Genomic DNA, 24766 nt, shown 5'->3' with positions numbered 1-24766 from the left:
CCGGTCGGGACGGGTCGGGAGTGCCGCGGTGTGGTGCACCGGGCCGCCGTCGCGGATTCCGCGGCTGGCGGCCCGGTGCCTTTCTGCCTGTCGGCTGTGGGTTCAGCGCAGGTAGATGTTCGGTGTTGGTGGGGTGGCCATGCCGTCGCCGAGGAAGAACCCGGTGTGCGGTGGCTGGTTGTAGGCGGTGTTCTGCCAGGCGATGGCGACCCGGTACTGCGGGTCGTGCATCAGGGTGTGGATGCGTAGGTTGGTCGGGGTCGGTGTGCTGTAGATGCGCAGCGCGGTGCTGTCGCTGGTGCGCCAGACCACCTCTTCCCGCCAGTCGCCAAGGATGTCGCCGGAGAGCGCCGGGGTGGACTTGGTGCCGTTGTTGGCGGCCACGCCGCTGCCGGTGAGCAGCCGGGTCTCGCCGCTGGTGCCGTACTTGTCGATCTTCGTGGCGTCGAGCAGTTCACGGACCGGGTCGCCGTCCCACCAGACGAGGAAGTTCTGTGAGGACGGTTTGCGGCCGACGTTCTGCCCCTTCGTGTTGAGCAGGCCGTCGACGGCGGCGGACCAGGACTCGGCGCCGGGGCTGCCGGCCCAGATGTCGTCGGAGACGCCGCGGCCGTTGTCGCCGTTCGGCGCGGTCTGCCAGAGCACCTGGCCGGTGCGGGCGTCGGCCATCCAGGAGCTGGGCTTGGCGGCGTCCTCGTCGACCTTGAACACCTCCAGTCCGGGCCGGGACGGGTCGAGGTCGCCGACGTGCAGGGCGTCGCCGTGCCCGTTGCCGGTGGACCAGAGCAGCCGGCCGTTGTCGTCGATCGCGACAGCGCCGTACACGATCTCCTGGCGGCCGTCGCCGTCCACGTCGGCGACGGAGAGGTTGTGGTTGCCCTGGCCGGCGGCGGCGCCGTTACCGCTGGTGTTGGAGTCGAAGGTCCAGCGTTTGCGCAGGGTGCCGTCGCGAAAGTCCCAGGCGGCGATCACCGCGCGGGTGTAGTAACCGCGCGCCATGATCAGCGAGGGGCGTTCCCCGTCCAGGTAGGCGGTGGCGGCGAGGAACCGGTCGACCCGGTTGCCGTACGAGTCGCCCCAGGCGGAGACGGTGCCGCGCGGCGGGTCGTAGTCCACGGTGGAGAGGGCGGCGCCGGTGCGGCCGTCGAACATGGTCAGGTACTCGGGGCCGGCGAGCACGTAGCCGCTGGAGTTGCGGTGGTCGGCCGAGGACGAGCCGATCACCTGGCCGGTGCCGGAGCGGGTGCCGTCGGCGGTCTTCATGGCCACCTCGGCGCGGCCGTCACCGTCGTAGTCGTAGACCTGGAACTGGGTGTAGTGGGCGCCGGCGCGGATGTTGCGGCCGAGGTCGACGCGCCACAGCCGGGTGCCGGTGAGGGTGTACGCGTCGACGTAGACGTTGCCGGTGTAGCCGGACTGGGAGTTGTCCTTGCTGTTCGACGGGTCCCACTTGAGCACGAACTCGTACCGGCCGTCGCCGTCGAGGTCGCCGACGCTGGCGTCGTTCGCGGAGTAGGTGTACGCCTCCCCGGTCGGGGTGGTGCCGCCCGGCGGCGGCTGGATCGGCACGTCCAGCCAGCCGTTGGGGAACTGCAGCGCGGGGGCGGACGCCGCCTGTTCCGCGCCGTTCACCACGGCCCGCACCGTGTACGCCGAGCCGGCCGCCGCGCCGCTGTCGAGGTAGTTGGTGGCGCCGGTGATCGGGGTGCTGTTGACCTTGGTGGTGCCCCGGTAGAGGTTGAACGCCACCCCGGTGGTCTCGGTGCCGAGCAGCCGCCAGGAGACCAGGTTGCCGCTGCCGGAGCGGACGCTGATCAGGCCTCGGTCCAGCTTCTCCAGCTGTTTGGCGCCGCCCGGCGGTGGCGTGGTCGTGGGCGGCGGGCTGGTGGGCGGCGCGGTGGTCGGGGGTGCGGTGGTCGGGGGTGGGTTGCTGCTCGGCGGCGCGCTGGTCGGCGGGGCGGTGCCGGTGCAGGTGGTGCCGTTGAGCGCGAAGCTGGCCGGGGCCGGGTTGCTGGTGTCGTTCCACGAGGCGTTGAAGCCGAAGGCGGCGGTGCCACCGGTGCCGATCGCCGCGTTGTACCCGGCGTCGCGGGCGGTGACCTGGGCGCCGGACTGGGTGACAGTGGCGTTCCACGACTGGGTCACCTGCTGGCCGGCGGTCCAGGCCCAGGCGAGCGTCCAGCCGTTGACCGGGTCGCCGAGGTTGGTGACGGTGACGTCGGCGCCGAAGCCGCCGCCCCACTGGTTGGTGACCCGGTAGTCGACCCGGCAGGCGGCGGTGGCCGCGGCGGCGGTCACCGTGGTGAGGACGCCGGCGAGGAGGGTGGCCGCCGAGGCCGCAGCGAGCAGAACGGTCCGGCGGCGCGGTGTGGTGAGATGCACGGAAGCTGCCTTTCGCGCAGGTCAGGCACGCGACAGAGGAGCCGGCCTGCCCGGACCGGCTGGAGGATACGCCGCGCTGACGCTGACGGTGACGGTGACGGTGGACGACGACACTGATCGACGCCGGTGATTTGGCTCCGCGCACCGGCATCGTAGGACGGCGCTTTCGGCGCGCACAACCACCACCGCGTCCCCTTGCCCCGGCCGGGCCCACCTGATCGACTCAGGGCATGGCCGAGCACATGGACCCGGAGGAGTTCCGCCGCGCCGGGTACGCCGTGGTGGACTGGATCGCCGACTACTGGAAGACGGTCGGGCAGCGGCCGGTGACCTCGCAGGATCCGCCCGGCGCGGTGGCCGCCGCGCTGCCGGCCGGGCCGACCGAGCAGGGCGAGCCGGTCGAGGCCGTGCTGGCCGACCTGGACCGGGTCGTCGTCCCTCGGCTGACCCACTGGCAGCACCCGGGGTTCTTCGGCTACTTCCCGGCCAACACCTCCGGCCCGAGCGTGCTGGGCGATCTGGTCAGCTCCGGCCTGGGTGTGCAGGGGATGCTCTGGTCGACCGGGCCCGCCTGCACCGAGCTGGAGACGGTCATGTTGGACTGGCTCGCCGAGCTGCTCGACCTGCCGGAGCGGTTCCGCTCGACCGGCCGCGGCGGCGGGGTGATCCAGGATTCGGCCTCGTCGGCGGCGTTGGTCGCCACGCTGGGCGCGCTGCATCGGGCCAGCAAGGGCCGCTGGCGGACCGACGGCGTCGACCGGCGCTACCGGGCGTACACCTCCACGCAGGGGCACTCCTCGATCGAGAAGGCGGCCCGGTTGGCCGGGCTGGGCGCTGACGGGGTCTGCTTGATCGAGGTGGACCCGGCGACGCAGGAGATGCGCCCGGCGGCGCTGCGGTCGGCGATCGAGGCCGACCTGGCGGCCGGCGTGGTGCCGGCGATCGTGGTGGCCACCATCGGCACCACGTCCACCACGGCGGTCGATCCGGTGGCGGAGATCGGCGAGGTCTGCGCCGAGTACGGCGTGTGGCTGCACGTCGACGCCGCGTACGCGGGCTCGGCGGCGGTCTGCCCGGAGCTGCGCTGGTCGCACGCCGGGGTCGAGCACGCCGACTCGTACTGCTTCGACCCGCACAAGTGGCTGCTCACCGGCTTCGACTGTGACGCGTTCTGGGTGGCCGACCGGGGTGAGCTGATCGAGGCGTTGACGGTGATGCCGGAGTATCTGCGCAACACGGCCACCGAGTCCGGGGCGGTGATCGACTACCGGGACTGGCAGGTGCCGCTGGGCCGCCGGTTCCGGGCGCTCAAGCTCTGGTTCGTCCTGCGCTGGTACGGCGTCGAGGGACTGCGGGCGCACATCCGCTCGGGGGTGGCGCTCGCCGACCGCTTCGCCGCGCGGGTCGCCGCCGACGAACGGTTCGAGCTGGCCGCGCCGCATCCGTTCTCGCTGGTCTGCTTCCGGCTGCGGGCTGGCGACGAGGCGAGCGCCGAGCTGCTGCGCCGGGTCAACGCCACCGGACGGGTGCTGCTGACCCACACCCGGATCGAGGGGCGCTACGCGCTACGCCTGGCGGTCGGCTCGCCGCTGACCACCGAGCAGCACGTCGACGAGGCCTGGGCGCTGCTCTGCACCGCCGCCGACGACCCGCTCACGGTCTGACCATCCCGTGCCACGCCGTGCTCGCATGGCTGGACGTTATGCGGCCGATGATCGACTCCGTGTGCGGCGTGTGGTGGTCTCTTCGAAGTCGGAGACCGCCGTTTGCGGCACATGCAGTGCCACCGGCGGTGCGGCCACGGGCAGCGCGGCCACGGGCGGTGCGGTTGCGGGCGGCACGGTTGCGGGCGGTGCGGTTGCGGGCGACGCGGTGCGGGCCGCCTCGGCGACGGCACGGGCCCGGCGGGCCCGGCGCAGCGCCCGCACCGCCAGCGCCAGCGCGACCAGCCAGCCCCCACCGAGCAGCGCGTAGACCAGGGGCGGGACCGGGCCGCCCAGCCCGGCGGCGCGCAGCAGCGCGCGGGTGTTGGTCAGCACGATCACCCCGCCGATGACCGCGCCGAGCAACTGGGCCGGGACGATGCGGACCAGCCAGGCGGCGATCGGCGCGGCGATCAGGCCGCCGATCAGCAGGGCGGCCACGGTGGACAGCAGGAAGCCCTCGGTGCCGAGTCCGATGAGGAAACCGGCGCTGGCCGCCCCGGCCACCAGGAACTCGGCCGTGTCGACCGAGCCGATGACCTTGCGCGGCTCCATCCGGCCGGAGACCAGCAGCGCCGGGGTGGCGACCGGGCCCCAGCCTCCGCCGCCGGTGGCGTCGACGAAGCCGGCGAAGAGCCCGAGCGGGGCGAGGAAACGGCCCCGCAGGCGGCCGGCGGCCCGGTTCGGGCGCAGCGGCCGGGAGAAGCGGACCAGCAGGTACGCGCCCAGCGTGAACAGGATGGCGGCCATCCACGGTGCGGCGGCCTCGGTGGAGATGGAGCTGAGGAAGGTGGCGCCGGCGAACGCGCCGATCGCGCCGGGCAGCGCGATCCGGGCGACCACCCGCCAGTCGACGTTGCCGAACCGCCAGTGCGACACCCCGGCCGCGAGGGTGGTGCCGATCTCGGCCAGGTGCACCGAGGCGGACGCGGCGGCCGGCGCCACCCCGGCGAAGAGCAGCAGGGTGGAGGAGGTGAGCCCGTACGCCATGCCGAGCGCGCCGTCGACCAGCTGCGCGGCGAGCCCGACCAGGGCGAGGATCAGCAGCTTGCGCACGAGCATCCTCCGACTTTTCGGTATCTCCTATCGACTTGGTCGACAATGCGGCACGGAGGCGCTCCGGTCAAGTCCTTCACCCGCCTGGTGAGACGAGCCGAACGGCGCGCGGGTCAGCCGCACCGCCACCGGGTCACCGCACGACGTCCAGCGACGCCGCACGCCGGGCGGCGGCACGGTGGGCGGGGGCAGTGCCCGGCAGTCGGGGGCACGGTGGGCGGCGGCACGGTGGGCGGGCGGCACGGTGGGCGGCGGCACGCTGGGCGGGGCGGTGCCCGGCAGTCGGCGGTGCCCGGTGCGGCGGTGCGCCGGCGCGGCAGGCGGTAGTGCGGTGGGCGGCGGTCAGGTCCAGGCGCTCGGGTCGGCGACGAGCTCGTTGACCCGGCCGGGCAGCTTGCCGCTGGCCACGTCGGCGACGGTGACCAGTTCGAGGATCTCCCGTTCACTGGCCCGCAGCGCGATCCAGACCTCCTGCAACGCCCGGGCCGCCCCCTGGTAGCCGAGCTGCTCCGGGCGCTGGCCACGCACGTGCGCCAACGGGCCGTCGATCACGCGGATCACCTCGGCCAGGGATATCTCCGAGGCGGGCCGGGCCAGCCAGTAGCCGCCCTCGGGGCCGCGCTGGGCGTGCACGATGCCGCCCCGGCGCAGCTGCAGCAGGATGCTCTCCAGGAACTTCGGCGGGATTTCCTGGGCGCGGGCGATCTGCTCGGCGGTCACCGGCCGGCTCCGCCCGGTGACCGAACCGCCGGCCGTCGTGGTGCCCTCCACCGCCGCGAGTTCGGCGGCGGCGCGAAGGGCGTAGTCGACCCGGGCGGAGAGACGCATGCCGGCTAGGTTAGTCCGCTGGTCAGCCGGCCGATCTTCCGGCCCTCGGTCGAACGGTCACGGCTCGCCGGTCAGGCGCCGACCCGGCGCAGCAGCCCCTCCTGCACGGCGCTGGCGATGTGCCGGCCGTCGGTGGTGAACATCCGGCCGGTGGCCAGGCCACGGGCGCCGGAGGCGGACGGGCTCCAGCAGTCGTAGAGGAACCACTTGTCGGCGCGGAAGGACCGGTGGAACCAGAGGGCGTGGTCCAGGCTCGCGCCCACCACTCCCCCGGGCCCCCAGACCTCGCCGTGCACCGAGAGCACCGAGTCGAGCAGGGTCAGGTCCGAGGCGTACGTCAGGGCGCAGGCGTGCAGGAGCGGATCGTCGGGCAGCTTGCCGTCGATGCGCATCCAGACCCGCTGGTGCGGCTCGGCGGGCCGTTCGCCGGGGCGTACCCAGCCGGGCTCGCCCACGTAGCGGACGTCGATCGGGCGCGGGATCTGGCCCCAGATGCCGAGGCGCTCCGGGTAGCGGGAGAGCCGGTCGGTCATCGTCGGGACCTCGTCCGGACCGGGCACGTCGAGGGGGGCGGGAGCCTGGTGGTCCAGCCCCTCCTCGTGCCGCTGGAACGACGCCGACATGAAGAAGATCGGCTCGTCGTGCTGGATGGCGACGGACCGGCGTACCGAGAAGGAGCGGCCGTCCCGGACGTTCTCCACCTGGTACTCGATCGGCTCGGCCGGGTCGCCCGGGCGGACGAAGTAGCCGTGCAGGGAGTGCACGAGGCGCTCCGGGTCGACGGTGCGCCCGGCGGCGACCAGCGCCTGGCCGGCGACCTGGCCGCCGTACACCCGCTGCGGACCGACCGGCGGGCTCATCCCCCGGAAGGTCATCTCGCCGGTGTGCTCCAGGTCGAGCACGGCCAGGAGCTGGTCGACCGCGGCCTGCCCGGTCGCCCCGGCCGGCTCGGTCACTGCAACGCCCGCGCCGAGGCGGCGTCGACCAGCGAACCGAGCTGGTGCACCCGCAGAGTGTTGGTGGAGCCGGGGGTGCCGGGCGGGCTGCCCGCCACGATCACCACGTAGTCGCCGGGGTTGGCCCGGTTGAGGCCGAGCAGCGCCTGGTCGACCTGGCGGAACATGTCGTCGGTGTGCTCGACGAAGGGCATCAGGAACGTCTCGACACCCCAGGAGAGGGCGAGCTGGTTACGCACCTCCGGCACCGGGGTGAAGGCCAGCAGCGGCAGGTCGCAGTGCAACCGGGCGAGCCGCTTGACGGTGTCACCGGTCTGCGAGAAGGCGACCAGCGCCTTGGCGCCGATGGCGCGGGCGATCGAGGACGCGGCGACGGTGAGCGCGCCGCCGTGCGTACGCGGGTCGTGCTGCAGCCGGGGCACGGAGATCGAGCCACACTCGGTGGTCTGGACGATCTTGGCCATGGTGCTGACCGTGAGCACCGGGTACTTGCCGACGCTGGTCTCGCCGGAGAGCATCACCGCGTCCGCGCCGTCGAGCACCGCGTTGGCCACGTCGGAGGCCTCGGCGCGGGTCGGCCGCGAATTCTCGATCATGGAGTCGAGCATCTGGGTGGCCACGATGACCGGCTTGGCGTTCTCCCGGCACAGCTGCACCGCCCGCTTCTGCACCAGCGGCACCTGGTCCAGCGGCATCTCCACGCCGAGGTCGCCGCGGGCGACCATGACGCCGTCGAAGGCGAGCACGATCGCCTCCAGGTGGTCGACCGCCTCGGGCTTCTCGACCTTGGCCAGCACGGGGCGGAACACGTCCTCCTCGGCCATGATCCCGTGCACCAGCTTGATGTCCTCCGGTGAGCGGACGAAGGAGAGCGCGATCATGTCGACGCCCAGGCCGAGCGCGAAGCGCAGGTCCTCGGCGTCCTTCTCCGACAGGGCCGGCACGCTGACCGCCACGTTCGGCAGCGAGACGCCCTTGTTGTTGGAGACCGCGCCGCCCTCGGTGACCAGGCACCGGATGTCGTTGCCGGTGACGTCGCTGACCTCGACCGCCACCCGGCCGTCGTCGATCAGCAGCCGGTCGCCCGGCTTCACCTCCTGCGGCAGCTTGCGGTAGGTGCAGGAGACCCGGTCCTTGGTGCCGAGGATCTCGTCCCCGGTGATCACCACCGAGTCGCCGGTGCGCCACTCGTGCGGGCCGTCGGCGAACCGGCCGAGCCGGATCTTCGGGCCCTGAAGGTCGGCGAGCACCGCCACGGGGCGCCCGGCCGCCTCGGCCGCCTCCCGGACGAGCCGGCAGACCGCCTCGTGGTCGGCGTGACTGCCGTGGCTGAAGTTGAGCCTCGCCACGTTCATGCCGGCCTCGACCAGGCCCCGGATGCGCTCCGGGGAAGAGGTGGCGGGACCGAGTGTGCAGACGATCTTCGCGCGGCGTGTCACGCCCATCAGGCTAGTCTCTCCTCCGGGTCGACCTGCCGGCCGGCCCCTTTCGGAACGCGGAACATTTGTCCAACGACGCGAGATTTCCCGCCCGGCGGGCGGGTGCCCGATGGCACCCGGGGCGTCGTGTGTGTGGCGGGCATCGGCGACCGCGGCGGAAATCGTACCGCCCGCCGTCATTGTCCGGCGGAGCGCTCCCGACCCGCCCGCGAGCGCGGCTCGAGGCCGCGTCGATCAGCGATTGACCGCCGTCGTCCGGACGGGCGGCGGCCGCTCCCGGGCGGGTCCGCCCCGGGAGTCAGCTCTGCGTCTTGGCGAGTGGAAACTCCAGCGAGCCGGCCGGGCAGAGGAAGGTCAGCACGTCCACCCGGTAGAGCCCGGCCTGCACCGCCGGGTCGGCCTCCATGACGGCGCGTACGTCGTCGACCGAGCCGGTGCGGGCCAGGCCGAAGCCGATCGGCGGGTCCGGCTGCCGGGCCGGGCCGTCCACCGAGCCGGCGATCAGGATGACGCCCCGCCGTTGCAACGCCCGCATGTGCTGGATGTGCTCGGCCTGCAGGCGCTGCACCGTCTCCTCCGGCAGGGCCCGGCCCGACGGCCCCGGATAGAGCACGATGCACTCGTACGTGTCCAGCGCGAAGTCGACCTGCGGCATTCCGGCCATGTCGCACCTCCAGACGTACGCCCCGACTCAGCCTCGCACGGCGTGGACCGCCGTCGCGGTCGCTCGCGGCAACTGCCCGCGCCGCCGCCGGGTTGTCGACCCGCCGCGCCCTTCGTCCCGTCGCCCCCGACCAGCGGCACCCGCCGGCCGGGGGCGCGAACTCGCAGACAGAATGTCGCCTCGACACTTTCCGTCACATGATCGATTCGCTACGGTGTGAGGGATTTTCGCGCATGGGACAGTGGGGTCCGAGGTGGACGAATTCGACTACGTCATCGTCGGCGCGGGTGCGGCCGGGTGTGTGCTGGCCAACCGGCTCAGCGAGGATCCGGGCACCCGGGTGCTGCTGATCGAGGCGGGCGGCTGGGACCGCAGCCCCTTCGTCCGCGTACCCAAGGCGTTCTCCCGCCTGATGGACGACCGGCGTACGGCCTGGCACTATCCGGCGACGACCGGGCCGGGGCGGGACGAGACATGGCAGCGCGGGCGGATGATCGGCGGCTCGACCTCGGTCAACGGCATGATCTACAGCCGCGGCGCCCAGCCGGACTACGACGCGCTGGAACGCCTCGGCAACCCCGGCTGGGGCTGGTCGACCATGCTGCCGATCTTCAAACGGCTGGAGGACAACCCGCTGGGTGCCTCGCCGGTGCGGGGCGTCGGCGGCCCGCTGCGGCTCTCCACCGCCACCGGCACCGACGAACTCTGCGAGGAGATGATCGAGGCCGGGGAAAAGCTGGGCTGGCGCCGGGTCGACGACCTCAACGCCGACGACGACGAGCGGATCGGCTATGCCATGGCCACCATCCGCGACGGGAGCCGGGTCAGCGCCGCCCACGCCTTCCTGCATCCGGTACGCGGCCGGCCGAACCTGACCGTCGCGGTCGACACCGTCGCGCTGCGGGTGCTGGTCCGGGACGGGCGGGCGTTCGGGGTACGCACCGAGCACCGCGGCCGGCAGGTCGACCATCTGGCCGCCGCCGAGGTGATCCTCGCCGGAGGTGCCCTCGCCACCCCGCAACTGCTGCAGGTCTCCGGCATCGGGCCGGCCGACACGCTGCGCTCCGCCGGGGTGGAGGTGCTGCTCGACCGGCCCCGGGTGGGCGCGGGCATGCGGGAACACCGGTCGATGGCCCTGCAGTACCGGCTGGCCGGGCCGGGCGGCTACAACGCGCGCCTCGCCGGTCCGCTCGGACAGGCCCGCGCCGGGCTCCGCTACCTGTTCACCCGCCGCGGCCCGCTCGCCCTGCCGGTGCTCGACGTGGCGGCCCACATCAAGTCCCGCCCCGAGTTGGACCGCCCGGACGCCCACCTGCTGATGGCCCCGTTCTCGGCGGCGCCGCGCCGGCCCGGTCGGGCGCTGGAGCTGGAACGGAAGCCGGGCCTGATGTGCCTGGGCACGGTGACCCGTCCGGACAGCGAGGGAAGCCTGGCCATCACCGGGCCGGACCCGCGCACCCCGCCCGCGATCGTGGCCAACTACCTCGACACCCCGCACGACCGCACCGTCGCGGTGGACACCTTCCGGCGGATGCGGGAACTCTTCGCCACCGCGCCGATCGCCGACCGGCTCGCGGCGGAGACGCTGCCCGGCCCGGCGACGCGGACCGACGAGGAGATCGTCGAGGCGGCCCTGGCGGACGGCTACTGCGGCTACCACGCCATCGGCACCTGCGCGATGGGCCCGGACGACGAGCACGTCGTCGACCCGCAACTTCGGGTACGCGGCGTGGCCGGGCTCCGCGTGGTCGACGCGTCGGTGCTGCCCGTGATGGTCGCCGGCTGGATCAGCGCGCCGGTGTCCGCGCTGGCCTGGCGGGCCGCCGACCTGATTCTGAACTGCGGCATCCGGGACTGACCGGGTCAGAGGGCGAAGCAGTCGGGCCGGATGGCCGCGTCGGCGAGCGCCTGCCGGACGACGGTGTACGTCGTACCGTCGAGGACCAGGCCGAGGTGGCCGACCACCCGCAGCGGGCACCACCCCTGGACCAGCACGTTGGTGGCGCCGTCGGCGAGCACGGCGTTGTCGACCGGCCGGACCAGTTCGTCCTGCCAGGTGCGCACGGTGGTCCAGCGGACCGCGCCGGGGGTCTCGTCGCCGTCGTTGAGGTCGGTGAGGAAGCTTGAGCCGATCGACATCTGCTGGCAGGCGACGATGCCGGCGCAACTGCCCAGCCCGACGACGTTCAGGATGTTGGCGACGTAGGTGCCCTGCTGCGGGGTGCCCAGGCTGACGTAGTGGGCCACCCTGTCGGCGCCGCCCAGGAACTTGACGTACCAGCGGGAGACCAGGCCGCCCTCGGAGTGGGTGACCAGGTCCACCTTGGTCGCGCCGGTGGCGGCACGCACCTGGTCCACGTAGGACGACAACGCGCGGGCGGAGTCGCGGATGTCGCCGACGCCCAGCCCGGGCAGCTGGTAGATCCACACCCGGCGGCCGTCGGCCCGCAGCCGGGCGGCGATCGGCTCGTACGCGATGGAGACGCCGATCAGCCCGCCGACGACGATGACCGGGTTGGCCGAGGCCGTCGCCGTAACGGTGCGGCCGGCGGTGGTGGCGGAACCGGTCGGGGTGGCGGAACCGGTCGGCGTGGCGGCCTGGGCGGCGGTGGCGGGGACGAGCAGGGCGGCGACGACGCAGGAGACGGTGATGATCTTTCGGAGCAGCATGGCTGCACCTCCGCTGGGAGGCACCCGGGAGACCGGGAGGGACGGGTGGGGGATCCGATCGATCGTGGGAACGATGATGGAGCTCGCAATAGGCGCCCGTCAATGACAAGTTACGCTTGGGTAACAAGATGTCGCGCTGGGGGCACGTTCCGGCATTCCGGGCGCGCGATCCATCGATCGAGTTTCAGATGTCGCGCTCAGTGTCCCAACGCCTGAACCTTGGCGATCGTCTCCTGCACGTGCTGCCGGGCGGGCCCGCCGCCCTGGGCCGCCTGGGCAAGCGCCTGCCGGTAGGCGTCGATCACGCCGACCAACGGACCGGCCGCCGCGCCCTCCAGCGCACCGGTCACCAGCGCCCGCGCCTCGGCGGCGTCCTGCGCCGCGGCGGCCGTCTTGGCCTTCGCCTCGTCCAACTTCTGCACCGCCGCCGCCAGCTTCGCGATGATCTGCGCCGCGCTCACACGCCCTCCCCGAAGTCGCCCGCCTCGCTCGGCCCGGGCCATCGCACCGCACCGGCACCCCCGGAGCCTACGAGACCACGGCACCCCCCGCGACCGTGCCATCACGCCGACCACCGAGGAACGCCACCGCCCCACCGGTCAGCGACCTGGAGCGGAAACGACCGGCACCGGCCGGGATTCGCGGCTCAGGCGAGGCGGGCGACCACCAGGACGGCACAGTAGAGCGACGGGGACAGCAGTGCGCAGATGACGAAGCCGAGCGGGACGTACCGCGACGACGGCGGGCCGTCACCGAGCACCGGCCGGCCCCAGCGGCCCAGGATCAGGTGACCGGCGAGGAACGACAGCAGCGGGATCCCGGTACAGGTCACGGCGAGCACCGGGCCGAGGCCGATCGCCTGGTTCGCCGGGGACAGCGCCGCGCCGAGCATCAGCACCGAACCGACCAGCGCGCAGGCCGCGTAGACCGCGACGGCCCGCGCCGCCGGCGACCAGGTAGGCAGCAGCGTGGGTCGGTGCGCGATCGCCTCGGCCTGCTGCCCGTACCGGTCGGCCTCGTCGGCGAGCTGCCGGGCCCCGGCCAGCTCCGCCACCGGGTCCGGCTCCGGCGCCCGCGGCGACGGCACCGTCCCTTCCGGATACGCCTCGACCTCCGGCCGCCCCGGCGCGGCGGCTGCGCCGCCGGTCGCCCCCGCCCCGGTTCCGGCCGGCGGCGCGGCTCCCGGAGACGTCAGGGCTGGCACGGCCGGCGTGCCCTCCGGGACCGACACCGGAGCGGAGCCGCCGATGGCGCGGCCGAGCTGGTCGAGGCGCTGCCCCTGAGCGGCGAGCCGCTGCCCGAGCTGGTCGGCGGCGGCGTGCAGGCCGCGACGGCGTTCCGCCTCGGCGGCGACCGCCTGCTCCCCGCCGCGCTGCCGAGCGGTCAGCTCCCGTACCAGGGCCGCGTACTCGTCGAATCCGGTCACGACTCGTCTCCGGTCACCACTCGTCTCCGTCGCCGACGAAGGGCACGATCAGGTCGGTCCGCTGGTCGTGCCGGTCCACCAGCAGGGCCCGCCCGTCCCGCGGGGTGTAGGTGAGGTCGTGCGCGCCGAGGTGCAGGCCGAGGTCGGCGCCGGGCACGTTCAGCGCGACCAGGCAGGCCACGTCGTCGCGGTTCTGCGTACCGCCGAGGTCCTCGCCGAGCCGGCGCAGGCCCCGCCACCAGCCGAGCAGATGCACCCCGCGCGCCGGCCCCTCGCGCAGCACGGCCCGCAGGTCGTCGTGCCCGGAACGGAAGGTGTCCGGGTCGGTCGCGGCGAGGGCTCCCGAGGCGACGTCCATCCCGAACACCGCGAGGTAGGTCCGGCCGTCGCTCGACGCGGGACCGGCGGCCAGCTCGGCGAGCTGCGCGCGTAGGGCCGGGATGTCGAGCCGGCGCACCGGGTGCCCGGCCGCGGCGAGGGTCATCGCCAGGTCGTCGGCGAGGCCGGTGCTGCCGGACGCCAGGGGGGCGAGCAGGAAGCGGGCCGTGCCCGGGGTGTGCTGCCGGGCCAGGCTGAGGGTGGCCGACCGGAGCACGTCCGCCCCGGCCGCGGCGGTGCCGACCACCGCCAGGTGCCGGCCCGGTACGGGGTCGAGGCGGATCGCCGCGCTGCTGCCCGCCACATCGACGGTCCGGCCGAGCAGGGCGAGGGGCGGGTCGGCGTCGGGACGCAACCCGGCCCAGCCGGGGTCGTCGGCCAGCCGAGGCGTCTCGTACCCCCGGAAGACGACGGGGGGTGGCGAACCCGCCGGCCGGGCCTGGAACAGCTCGTGCCGCAGCGCGGCCAGCTCGGCGCGGGCGCCGTGCGCGTCCGGGAAACGGACCTCGGTGTTCGCGCCGGCCGCGCCACCGGCGGAGTTGACCACGGCCGTCCCCACCGGGAGCGCCCGCGCGGCGTCGTTGACCGGGTCGAGCACGCCGCCCCCGCCGGGTAGCGCGACCCGCAGCGGGAACTGGCCGAAGATGGTCTCGGCCCGGCCGTAGAGGGCCTCGATCCCGGTGGTGCTCTGGCTGGCCAGCACCAGGTGCAGGCCGTACGAGCGGCCCTTGCGCGCGAGCTCCTCGAGCAGGTCGACGGCCTGCCGCGCGAGGGCGTCGTTGCCGGCGAACAGGACCTGGAACTCGTCGACCACGGTGACGATCCGGGGGGGCCGGGCGTTCGGCGGCAGGTCGGCGAGCTTGGTGACGCCGTGCCGCTTGAGCAGGCCGGCCCGCCGGGTCAACTCGGCGCGCAGCTCACGCAGCACGGCGACGCCGTACTCCCGGTCGGACTCGATGCCGACCGCGCGGGCGTGCGGCAGCCAGGACGGGTCGCGCTCGGTGGGGACGAACTCGGTGAAGCTGACCCCCTCCTTGAAGTCGAGCAGATGGAGCTGGAGTTCGGCCGGCGAGTAGCGGGCGGCCAGCCCGTAGAGCACGTCGAGCAGGAACACCGTCTTGCCGGCGCCGGTCCGGCCGCCGACCAGCCAGTGCGGGGTGGTGTCGTCGAAGGCGACGGTGACCGGTTGTCCGACGACGGCTTCGGATCGCGGCGCGGCGTCCGACGCGCCGAACTGAGGTTGTCGGGCCGCCCGGCCCAGCACGGTCCGCAGTCCGTCCCCGGACGACTCGGCCCAGCGCCGCGCCGGGAGCAGGTCGGCGAAGGTGACGGCGGCGGCCCGCCGGGTGGCCGCGCCGAGCTGCCGGGCCAGCCCGGAAACGGTGGCGTGCGACGGGTCGCCGTCGAGCACGACCGGGGCGGCCAGCCCGGTGCCGTCGACGCTGAACGGCTGGCCGGGCGGGTCGCCGACCTGCACGTACCGGTCGGTCAGCCGGAGTTGGGTGGTGGCGCCGAGCGGCGGCGGGTCGGCCGGGTCGGCGGCCGGGTAGCCGGCGAACAGGACGCAGACCGCCGCGGCGGGGCCGGCGTGGGTGAGCGCGGCGAGCCGGGCCAGCTCCCGGGGCGGCGGGGCGGAGGCGGCGACGAGCAACAGCAGCTCCTGGTCGTCGCGGGCCGCCTGCTGAGCGGTCCGGGCGTGCCGTTCCGCCTCGTCGAGCAGCGCGGTGATCTCGGCGGCGGTGGTGGCGGCCGGGGCGAGCACCCCGGCGTCGTGCAGCGGGCGCAGCGGCAGGAACGCGGCGCCGAACGCGGCCGGGTCGAGGCCGGCGACCCGGACCGTGCCGGCAGGTGCCGCGGCGAGCAGCCGTACCACCATCGACCGCAGCAGCTCGCCGACCCGCGGGTCGCGGGCGTCGGTGTCCACCGCCAGGTGGGTGCCGCCGGCCAGCGGCACCAGCGCCGGGAAGCCGCCGTCCAGGGTGGTCGCCTCGCCGAGGCGTACCGGGACGGGCGTGGTGGCGGGCCGGGCCGGGCCGGGCGCCGCCAGCTCGGCGCCGAGCCGGGCCAGCCGGGCGACCAGTTCGGGGCTGCCGGCGGCCACCGGCCCGGCGGCGGCGATCGCGCGCCGCACCGCCTGCCATCGGCGTACGGCCTGCCGGTGGCAGGCGACCGCCTGCCCGTACACGGTCGCGAGCCTGCCCACCGTCCGCCCTCCGACACCGCCACGGTTTGCGATCAAGGAAACCCTAACGGACCCGCGCCGCCCCGGCACAGTGCGCGGTGGCCCGCTACGGCGCCGCCGTGGCCGGCGCGGCGCTCGCCGGGGCGCCGGCCGCCTCGATCGCCCGGATGTGCCGGTACGCGAACCACAGCGGCGGGAACGCGCCGACGGCGAAGGAGAGGTCGACCAGCGTCCAGAACCAGGGGATGTCCCGGATCGGTCCGCAGATCAGCGCCAGCGGCACGATGCCGGCACAGGCGATCATGCCGAGCTGGACCACCCAGACGTTGCGGACCGGGTCACGCAGCGGCCCCCAGAACGCCACCGCGAGCACCAGGTGGGCGAAGGCCAGCCAGTCGGTGCCGTACAGCATGAACGGGTAGCGGTCGCCGGTCTCGACGAGTCCGGTGTGGACCCGGTCGATCCAGCCCACCAGCGCCGGGAGCTGCCCGGAGAGCGGGTCGAGCGCCCGCAGCAGCCAGCGCACCTCGATCTCCAGCGGGAACGCGGTCACCCCGCTGAGGAACAGACCCACCAGCACGACCCACAGCCACCGGCGGATTCGCCGCAGTCGTTCCTCGACATCCATACCGGGCAGCGTAACGATGATCTTCGTGCCGTCGGGTTCCCGAACCGGCATGACGTCGCTCACCCCGGAGATCGTGCTCGATCGTGGAGGCGGTGGCCTTCCCCGGCGTGGTGGGCCACTACCTCCCGGATCGAGCGTGACCTTGCCGCGCCGGTGCCGGTGTCGGTGCCGCTGCCGGTGGCGAGCCGGCGAGAGCACAGTCGGCCGCGTGGGCCGCCGTCGCCCGGGACCGGCGCCGGGACCGGTGCGCTGCGCAGGCCGCGCACCCCGGGGTCGGGCGGACGAACGGGGTGGCCGCCAGGCGCCCGGCGCGGGGGCGCAGCCCGGCGAACCGGGTACCGGTCGAACGCGGAACCGCCGGCCGGGACACCGGAGCCGGGCCGGGGCCGTCGGCGACCGCCGGCCGGGACACCGGGGTCGGGCGGGGGCCGCCAACAGCCGCGGGGCGCACGACGCGGGCGGCGGTGGCGGCGAACCGGCGTACCGGGCGGCGCACGGCGGGGGCGTTGAGCAGGTGCCGCAGCCGCCGCTCGCGGAGCCGGTCGAGGGCCACCCCGGCCGCGACGGTGGCGACCGAGGTGAGCACGCCGGCCAGCACCAGCGTCTGCCGGGGGCCGACGTGCTCGGCGAGCCAACCGAGCAGGGGCGCGCCGACGGCCGCGGAGATCGAACCGGTGACCGCCAGGGCGGCCAGCACCCGGCCCCGCATGACGTAGTCGGTGTCGAGCTGGGCGCGGGCGCCGACCGTGGTGTCGATGATCACGGCCGCCGCCGCGACGGGCAGGATCACCGCGGCGAAGCTCAGCGTGCCGGGGGCCAGCCCGGCGACGATCTGCAGGACGCTGGCCACCAGGCCGGCCCCGACGAGCACCCGGTAGCCGAGCTCCCGGCGGCGGGCCGCGACCAGCGCGCCGAGCACGGTGCCGACCGCGAAGACGGTGGAGAGGAAGCCGTACCCCGACGCACCGCCGCGCAGCGGCCCGTCGCTCATCGCGGCCATGGTGACCTGGTAGTTGCGGCCCAGGCTGCCGAGCACGAAGGACAGCGCCAGAGCGACCAGCACCACCGGCTGACGCAGCAGGTAGCGGAAGCCGGCCCGGATGCCGCCGTCCGCCGGCGCCACGTCGGCCTCCGACGACTCCAGCTCGACGCGTCCTGCGCCGCGCCGCGACCGGGAGCCGTCGTCCGTTCCGCCGGTGTGCCGCTCGTGCTCGCGTACGGCGAACAGGGCCGCGACGACCGCGACGAAGCTGGCGGCGTTGACCGCGAAGAGCAGCGCGGGGCCGATGACGGCGACCACGACGGCACCGACGCTCATGCCGAGGATGCGGCCGGCGGAGTTGGTGAGCGAGCCGAGGGCGAGGGCGTTGCCGAGGCTCTCCCGGTCCACCAGGGTCGAGCACCAGCGGCCCATCACCGGGCCCTCGATCGCAGACACCGCGCCGGTGGCCAGGGAGATCGCGTAGATCGCCGGCAGACCGCCGGTGCCGGTGACGGCGACCAGGGCCAGCCCGGCGGCAAGGGCCGCGTGGGCGCCCTGGGCGACGATCAGCAGCGGCTTGGCGGGCAGCCGGTCGGCCAGCGCGCCGCCCCAGACGCTCAGCACCAGGCTGGGCAGCGCCTGCAGCAGGACGGTGAACCCCATCGAGGTGGCGGACCCGGTCTTCGCCAGGACGTACCAGTTGACGCCGAGGACCTGCATCCAGGTTCCGATGACCGACACGAAGCCGGCGGCGGCCCAGATCCGGTAGTTGCGGTGGCGCAGCGCGGCGAACGTGGCGCCGAGGGCCATGAGGATTTCCCGTCCAGGTGATGACACGACGAAAGCCGGACCTCGTGGGTCCGGCCAGCCGCCAGTCTGACCGCGCGCGAACCCCCGTCGCCGCAGTTCGTGAGGCGTTTCACGGGCCGCGTCCGGCATCCGGGGCGGGCCGGGCAGGAACCGGACGCGGGCCCGGAGCGCCCTGGTCCGGGCCGGAGCGACCCGGACCAGGGTGGCGTGTCAACGGGCGGCGAGCGGCTGCCGACCCGGGTCCACCGGCGCAGGCAGGGCACCCACCCCGCCGAGGTACGCGTGGATCGCCGCGGCGGCGGCCCGCCCCTCGGCGATCGCCCAGACGATCAGCGACGCGCCCCGGTGCATGTCCCCGGCGACGAAGACGCCGTCGGCGTCGGTCTGCCAGTCCGGGCGGGCGTCGACCGCGCCCCGGCCGTTGCGGGTCACCCCGAACTGCGCCAGCAGCGGCTGCTCCTCGGTGCCCTCGAAGCCGATGGCCAGCAGCACCAGGTCGGCCGGCAGTTCCCGCTCGGAGCCGGGCAGCACGCTGACGATGCGCCGGCCGTCCCGCTTCTCGACGGTGACCTCAGCGATCCGGACCGCCCGCACCTGGCCGGTGCCGTCGTCGACGAACTCCTGCACCGCCACGGCGAAGACCCGCTCGCCGCCCTCCTCGTGCGCCGGGTAGTCGCGCAGGATCCACGGCCAGGTGGGCCACGGGTCGCGGACGGCGTCCCGGTCGGCCGGCGGCTCGGGGTAGCGGTCGAGCTGGTACACACCCGCCGCGCCCTGCCGGTGCGCCACACCGAGGCAGTCGGCGGCGGTGTCGCCACCGCCGATGATCAGCACGTGCCTGCCCGCCGCGTCGATCGGCGTCCCGTCGCCCAGGGTGGCCGGGGCGGGACGATCCTCGCCCGCCGCCGCGACGCCGGGCTGGCCGGCAGCCGCCGCGGCGACCACGCGGTTGGCGGCCACCAGGTGTGCCATCGCGTGGTGTACGCCGCGCAGCGCCCGGCCCGGCGTCTCCGGGGTGTCCCGGCCCTGCAGCGCGCCGCAGGCCAGCAGCACCGCGTCGTGCTCGGCGCGCAACCGCTCGGCGGTCACGTCGACGCCCACGTTCACCCCGGTCCGGAAGACCACGCCCTCGGCAGCGAGTTGGGCCAGCCGCCGGTCGATGTGGCGCTTCTCCAGCTTGAAGTCGGGGATGCCGTAGCGGAGCAGGCCGCCGAGCGCGTCGTCCCGCTCGTACACGGTCACGGCGTGCCCGGCGCGGGCGAGTTGCTGCGCGGCGGCGAGCCCGGCCGGGCCGGAGCCGACCACGGCGACGGACTTCCCGGTCGGGGCCGACGCCGGGCGGGGACGCAGCCCGCCGCGGGCCACCGCCGCGTCGCCGATCTCCACCTCGACCTGCTTGATGGTGACCGGCTGCTGCCCGCCGAGGCCGAGCACGCAGGCCGCCTCGCACGGCGCCGGGCAGAGCCGGCCGGTGAACTCGGGGAAGTTGTTGGTGGCATGCAGCGAGTCCACCGCGGCGTCCCAGTCGCCGGTCCGGACCAGGTCGTTCCAGTCTGGGATTCGATTCCCGAGTGGGCAGCCGTCGTGACAGAACGGGATGCCGCAGTCCATGCACCGGGTGGCCTGCTCGCGGATCAGCTCCTCGCCGGCCGGCGGGTACACCTCCCGCCAGTCCATGATCCGCACGGGCACCGGCCGGCGGGCCGGCAGCCGCCGCTCGTAGCGCAGGAAACCGTTCGGGTCAGGCACGAGCCACCTCCTGGGCGACCGTCCGCGGGGCGGGCGGCACCGGCAAGGACGAGTCGGACGGCGCCGTGAGGGCGCTCATCACCGCGTCGTCGACGTCACGGCCGGCGGCTTCGGCGGCCTGCATGATCTCCAGCACCCGGCGGTAGTCCCGCGGCACCACGGCGGTGAACTCCTCCACCGCTTCCGGCCAGCGCTTCAGCAGCTCCTCGGCGACCGTCGAACCGGTCTCGGCGAAGTGCCGCTCGACGAGGTCGTGCAGGCGGTCGCGCTCCTCGTCGCGCAGCGGAGACAGGTCCACCAGCTCGGCGTTGACCAGCCGCCGGTCGAGCCGGTGCACGAACGCGGTGCCACCGGACATGCCCGCGGCGAAGTTACGCCCGGTCGGTCCGAGCACCACCACCGTGCCGCCGGTCATGTACTCGCAGCCGTGGTCGCCGACGCCCTCGACGACGGCCACCGCGCCGGAGTTGCGCACCGCGAACCGCTCGCCGACCCGGCCGCGCAGGAACGTCTCGCCGCTGGTGGCCCCGTACAGGATGGTGTTGCCGGCGATGATCTGGTCCTCGGCCCGCTCACCGGGCCGGGCCGCGCCGTCGGCGAAGGGCGCGGCCGGGTCCGGACGGACGATGATCCGCCCGCCGGAGAGGCCCTTGCCGACGTAGTCGTTGGCGTCGCCGTGCAGCCGCAGGGTGACCCCGGGCGGCAGGAAGGCGCCGAACGACTGGCCGGCGGTGCCGCGTAGCAGGAACTCGATGGTGTCGGTGGGCAGGCCGACGCCGCCGAACCGGCGGGTCACCTCGCCGCCGAGCATCGCGCCTACGCTGCGGTGCTCGTTGCGGACGGTCAGCTCGGCCCGGACCGGTGCGGGGTTCCGCGCCCCGGCGTCGGCCGTCTCCGGCCGGGAGACCGCGTCCCGCAGCGCCGGCTCGGCCAGGGCGATGAGCTGGTTGTCCAAAGCCAGCTCCAGGCCGTGGTCCTGGGCCCGGATGCCGCGCCGGGCCGCGCCCTCGGGCAACTCGGGCAGGTGCAGCACCCGGCTGAGGTCGAGCCCGTGGCCCTTCCAGTGGTCGACGGCCGAGGCGACGTCGAGCAGCTCGGCGTGCCCGATCGCCTCCTCGATGCTGCGAAAGCCCAGCTCGGCCAGGTAGCCCCGGACCTCCTCGGCGAGGAAGAGGAAGAAGTTCTCCACGAACTCCGGCCGGCCGGTGAAGCGCTCGCGCAGCACCGGGTTCTGGGTGGCGATGCCGACCGGGCAGGTGTCCAGGTGGCAGACCCGCATCATCACGCAGCCCTCGACGATCAGCGGTGCGGTGGCGAAGCCGAACTCCTCCGCGCCGAGCAGCGCCGCGACGAGCACGTCCCGGCCGGTCTTCAGCTGGCCGTCGACCTGCACGGTGACCCGGTCGCGGAGCCTGTTGAGCAGCAGCGTCTGCTGCGCCTCGGCCAGGCCCAGCTCCCACGGGGTGCCGGCGTGCTTGAGCGAGTTGAGCGGGGACGCGCCGGTGCCGCCGTCGTGGCCGGAGATCAGGATGACGTCCGCCTTGAGCTTGGCGACGCCGGCCGCCACCGTGCCCACGCCGACCTCGCTGACCAGCTTGACGTGGACCCGGGCGGCCGGGTTGACGCACTTGAGGTCGTGTACGAGCTGGGCGAGGTCCTCGATCGAGTAGATGTCGTGGTGCGGCGGTGGGGAGATCAGGCCGACGCCCGGGGTGGCGTGCCGGGTACGCGCGATCCACGGCCAGACCTTGTTGCCGGGGAGCTGGCCGCCCTCGCCGGGCTTGGCGCCCTGGGCCATCTTGATCTGGAGGTCGTCGGCGTTGACCAGGTATTCGCTGGTCACGCCGAACCGGCCGCTGGCGATCTGCTTGACCGCCGAGCGGCGTCGCGGATCGCGCAGCCGCTCGACGTCCTCGCCGCCCTCGCCGGTGTTGGACTTGCCGCCGAGACGGTTCATCGCGATCGCCAGGGTCTCGTGCGCCTCCGCCGAGATCGACCCGTACGACATGGCGCCGGTGGCGAACCGCTTGACGATCGCGCTGGCCGGCTCCACCTCGTCCAGCGGCACCGGTGGGCGCACGCCGGTGCGCAGGGTGAACAGGCCGCGCAGCGAGCCGGCCCGGGCGGCCAGTTCGTCGACCTTCGCGGTGTACCGGCGGAAGACGTCGTACTGGCGGCTGCGGGTGGCGTGCTGGAGCAGGAAGACCGTCTCCGGGTTGAACAGGTGCAGCTCGCCCTCGCGGCGCCACTGGTACTCGCCGCCGACCTCCAGCCGGTCGGTGGGCTGCGCGCCGGGGGCGGGCCAGGCCAGGGCGTGCCGGGCGGCCACCTCGGCGTGGATCTCGGCCAGCCCGATGCCGCCGATAGTGCTCGGGGTGCCCCGGAAATAGCGGTCGACGACGCGGGTGTCCAGGCCGACCGCCTCGAACACCTGTGCCCCGCAGTACGACGAGACCGTCGAGATGCCCATCTTCGACATGATCTTCAGGACGCCCTTGCCGAGCGCCTTGACGTAGTTGCGGACCGCCTTCGCCGGCTCGACGCCGACCAGCGCACCCGCGGCCGTCACTCGGTCCCGAGGGCCGCCTGGCGGCCCGGAGAACGGATCATGGCCGTTCAAGATCATGTCTTCCACCGACTCGAGGGCCAGGTAGGGGTTGACCGCCGCCGCGCCGTACCCGATCAGCACGGCCGCGTGGTGCACCTCGCGGCAGTCGCCGGACTCCACGATCAGCGCCACCTGGGTCCGGGTCTGCTCGCGGATCAGGTGCTGGTGCACCGCCGCGGTGAGCAGCAGCGACGGGATCGGGGCCAGATCGGCGTTGGAGTCCCGGTCGGAGAGCACCAGGATCCGGACGCCGTCCTCGATCGCCTCGGAGACGTGCCGGCAGATCTCGGTGAGCCGGGCCTTGATGCCCTTCGCGCCCTCGCGGATCCGGTAGAGACCGGAGACCCGGACCGCCTTGAAGCCGGGCAGGTCGCCGTCCTCGTCGATCGAGAGGATCTTGGCCAGCTCGTCGTTGTCGATCACCGGGTACGGCAGGACGATCTGCCGGCAGCTCGCCGGGCCCGGGTCGAGCAGGTTGCCCTCCGGCCCGATGGTCGACACCAGGCTGGTCACCAGCTCCTCCCGGATGGCGTCCAGCGGCGGGTTGGTGACCTGGGCGAAGAGCTGGTGGAAGTAGTCGTAGAGCAGCCGCGGCCGGGTGGACAGCGGAGCGATCGGAGTGTCCGTGCCCATCGAACCGATCGGCTCCGCGCCACTGCGGGCCATCGGGGCGAGCAGGATCTTCAACTCCTCCTCGGTGTAGCCGAAGGTCTGCTGCCGGCGGCGTACCGAGTCGTGGGTGTAGACGATGTGCTCGCGCGGTGGCAGCTCGTCCAGCTCGATCAGGCCGGCGTGCAGCCACTCGCCGTACGGCCGGACCGCGGCCAGCTCCGTCTTGATCTCGTCGTCGTGGACGATCCGGCCGGCGACCGTGTCGACCAGGAACATCTTCCCGGGCTGGAGACGGCCCTTGGCGACCACGGTGGCCGGGTCGAGGTCGAGCACGCCCGCCTCGCTGCCCAGCACCACCAGGCCGTCGGCGGTGCGCCACCAGCGGCCGGGACGCAGTCCGTTGCGGTCCAGCACCGCGCCGACGAGCTCCCCGTCGGTGAAGGCGACCGAGGCGGGCCCGTCCCACGGCTCCATCAGGCTGGCGTGGAACCGGTAGAAGGCGCGCTTGTCGGCGCGCATTCCCGGGTCGTTCTCCCACGCCTCGGGGATCATCATGAGCACCGCGTGCGGCAGGCTCCGCCCGGCCAGGTGCAGCAGTTCCAGGACCTCGTCGAAATTGGCCGAGTCGGAGGCGTCCGGGGTGCAGACCGGGAAGACGCGGCGAAGGTTGCCGGGGATGGGTCCGCCGGCTCCGCTGGCGGCAGCGGAAGCGGCGGTGCGCAACATCGATTCTCGCGCCTGCATCCAGTTCCGGTTGCCGCGGATCGTGTTGATCTCGCCGTTGTGGGCGATGAACCGGTAAGGGTGGGCCAGCGGCCAGGACGGGAAGGTGTTGGTCGAGAAGCGCGAGTGCACCAGGGCGATCGCGCTGATCACCCGCTCGTCGGTCAGTTCGGGAAAGAACGCGGGCAACTGGTCGGGGGTGAGCATGCCCTTCCAGACCATGGTCCGCGCGGACAGCGACGGAAAGTACGCGGGCACGCCCCGCTCGGCGGTCTCCCGCTCGGCCTGCTTGCGTACGCAGAACGCCACCCGGTCGAGGTCGAGCCCGGTGAGCGGGGAGCCGGCCGGGCCGGCCGGCCCGGTGGTGAGCCGGTGCGCGGCGAGGAACAACTGCCGGACCCGGGGCATCACCGCCAGGGCGGTCTCGCCGAGGTCGCTCGGGTCGGTGGGAACCTCCCGCCAGCCGAGGACCGTCGCCCCCTCGACCAGGGCGTACTTCTCCACCACCTGGCGGGCCCGGGCCTCGGCCACGTCGTCGTCGGGGAGGAAGACCAGGCCGGTGGCGTACTGGCCGGCGGGCGGCAGCGGAAAGGCGGCGACCGCGCGCAGGAACGTGTCCGGCACCTGGATCATGATCCCGGCGCCGTCGCCGGTGTTGTGCTCCGCGCCCCGGGCGCCCCGGTGGTCCAACCGGCGCAGCGCCGCGAGACCGTGCGCGACCACCCCGTGCGAACGGCCACCGTGCAGGTCCGCCACGAAGGCCACCCCACAGGCGTCGTGCTCGTTGAGGGGGTCGTAGAGCCCCTTCTTCTCGGGGGCCGGCAATGGGGTGAGAGGGTACGGAAAGGCCACCCGGGTCTCCTGTCGTCACTCAATCGGATCTCGGTGCGGGACGACGTTGGCCCTTGCTGGCGAATTGAGTCTACGTTAGGGCGAGTGACGCGAGGCCAGTGCGGATTGATCACACATT

General features: G+C 73.9%; 16 protein-coding genes. 2 read left to right on the top strand and 14 right to left on the bottom strand.

Annotation, left to right across the window (positions count from 1 at the left end; all coding sequences use genetic code 11):
- Window positions 1-102 precede the first annotated feature (102 nt).
- Entirely contained in the window at window positions 103-2382 is a 2280-nt protein-coding gene (locus tag ACIRG9_RS09675; RefSeq protein WP_402852789.1) for a cellulose binding domain-containing protein, read from the bottom strand.
- A gap of 230 nt (window positions 2383-2612) precedes the next feature.
- Here ACIRG9_RS09675 and ACIRG9_RS09670 point away from each other — a divergent pair, with 230 nt between their 5' ends.
- Complete coding sequence (locus tag ACIRG9_RS09670) at window positions 2613-4046, top strand: pyridoxal-dependent decarboxylase (protein WP_402852786.1); 1434 nt, start codon at window positions 2613-2615, stop codon at window positions 4044-4046.
- Window positions 4047-4082: 36 nt separating this feature from the next.
- On the opposite strand, the gene ACIRG9_RS09665 is transcribed toward ACIRG9_RS09670, so the two are convergent.
- The 5 genes from ACIRG9_RS09665 to ACIRG9_RS09645 all read right to left on the bottom strand — a co-directional run bounded on the left by ACIRG9_RS09665 (window position 4083) and on the right by ACIRG9_RS09645 (window position 9028).
- Entirely contained in the window at window positions 4083-5147 is a 1065-nt protein-coding gene (locus ACIRG9_RS09665) for a sulfite exporter TauE/SafE family protein (protein WP_402852783.1), read from the bottom strand.
- 336 nt (window positions 5148-5483) lie between these two features.
- The gene (locus tag ACIRG9_RS09660; RefSeq protein ID WP_402852780.1) at window positions 5484-5969 is read right to left on the bottom strand and encodes an RrF2 family transcriptional regulator; all 486 of its coding nucleotides are present in this window, start codon (window positions 5967-5969) and stop codon (window positions 5484-5486) included.
- Window positions 5970-6040: 71 nt separating this feature from the next.
- Entirely contained in the window at window positions 6041-6925 is an 885-nt protein-coding gene (locus tag ACIRG9_RS09655; protein ID WP_402852777.1) for an acyl-CoA thioesterase, read from the bottom strand.
- A complete protein-coding gene (pyk, locus tag ACIRG9_RS09650; RefSeq protein ID WP_402852774.1) occupies window positions 6922-8370 on the bottom strand; it encodes a pyruvate kinase in 1449 nt (482 codons plus the stop codon). Before pyk ends, ACIRG9_RS09655 begins: the two co-directional genes overlap by 4 nt.
- A gap of 292 nt (window positions 8371-8662) precedes the next feature.
- Window positions 8663-9028 (bottom strand): YciI family protein, encoded by a 366-nt coding sequence (locus ACIRG9_RS09645; protein ID WP_402852772.1) that lies wholly within the window; start codon window positions 9026-9028, stop codon window positions 8663-8665.
- A gap of 253 nt (window positions 9029-9281) precedes the next feature.
- On the opposite strand from ACIRG9_RS09645, the gene ACIRG9_RS09640 reads away from it, so the two are divergent.
- Entirely contained in the window at window positions 9282-10886 is a 1605-nt protein-coding gene (locus ACIRG9_RS09640) for a GMC family oxidoreductase (protein ID WP_402852771.1), read from the top strand.
- A 5-nt stretch (window positions 10887-10891) separates the two neighbouring features.
- Here the strand turns inward: ACIRG9_RS09640 and ACIRG9_RS09635 are convergent, their stop codons facing one another.
- From ACIRG9_RS09635 to gltB, 8 genes are all read right to left on the bottom strand, one after another.
- Window positions 10892-11698 carry a lipase family alpha/beta hydrolase gene (locus ACIRG9_RS09635; RefSeq protein WP_402852768.1) on the bottom strand — a complete coding sequence of 269 codons (807 nt, stop codon included), beginning with the start codon at window positions 11696-11698 and terminating at the stop codon, window positions 10892-10894.
- A gap of 197 nt (window positions 11699-11895) precedes the next feature.
- Window positions 11896-12159 (bottom strand): DUF6244 family protein, encoded by a 264-nt coding sequence (locus tag ACIRG9_RS09630; RefSeq protein WP_402852765.1) that lies wholly within the window; start codon window positions 12157-12159, stop codon window positions 11896-11898.
- A 185-nt stretch (window positions 12160-12344) separates the two neighbouring features.
- Window positions 12345-13124 (bottom strand): hypothetical protein, encoded by a 780-nt coding sequence (locus ACIRG9_RS09625; protein ID WP_402852762.1) that lies wholly within the window; start codon window positions 13122-13124, stop codon window positions 12345-12347.
- 13 nt (window positions 13125-13137) lie between these two features.
- Window positions 13138-15705: an FtsK/SpoIIIE domain-containing protein gene (locus ACIRG9_RS09620; protein WP_402852759.1), complete on the bottom strand. Its 2568-nt coding sequence runs from the start codon at window positions 15703-15705 to the stop codon at window positions 13138-13140.
- Between the two features lie 85 nt (window positions 15706-15790).
- A complete protein-coding gene (locus ACIRG9_RS09615) occupies window positions 15791-16312 on the bottom strand; it encodes a hypothetical protein (RefSeq protein ID WP_402853083.1) in 522 nt (173 codons plus the stop codon).
- Between the two features lie 118 nt (window positions 16313-16430).
- Window positions 16431-18104: an MFS transporter gene (locus ACIRG9_RS09610; protein WP_402852756.1), complete on the bottom strand. Its 1674-nt coding sequence runs from the start codon at window positions 18102-18104 to the stop codon at window positions 16431-16433.
- Window positions 18105-18314: 210 nt separating this feature from the next.
- Window positions 18315-19853 carry a glutamate synthase subunit beta gene (locus ACIRG9_RS09605; protein ID WP_402852753.1) on the bottom strand — a complete coding sequence of 513 codons (1539 nt, stop codon included), beginning with the start codon at window positions 19851-19853 and terminating at the stop codon, window positions 18315-18317.
- Window positions 19846-24648, bottom strand: coding sequence for a glutamate synthase large subunit (gene gltB / locus ACIRG9_RS09600; protein WP_402852750.1), 4803 nt, complete (start codon window positions 24646-24648; stop codon window positions 19846-19848). Before gltB ends, ACIRG9_RS09605 begins: the two co-directional genes overlap by 8 nt.
- Window positions 24649-24766: the final 118 nt, after the last annotated feature.

Origin of the sequence: Micromonospora sp. NPDC093277, from assembly GCF_044765245.1 — a bacterium.
Taxonomy (GTDB): Bacteria; Actinomycetota; Actinomycetes; order Mycobacteriales; family Micromonosporaceae; genus Micromonospora.
This window is presented reverse-complemented; position numbering and strand designations above follow the sequence as displayed.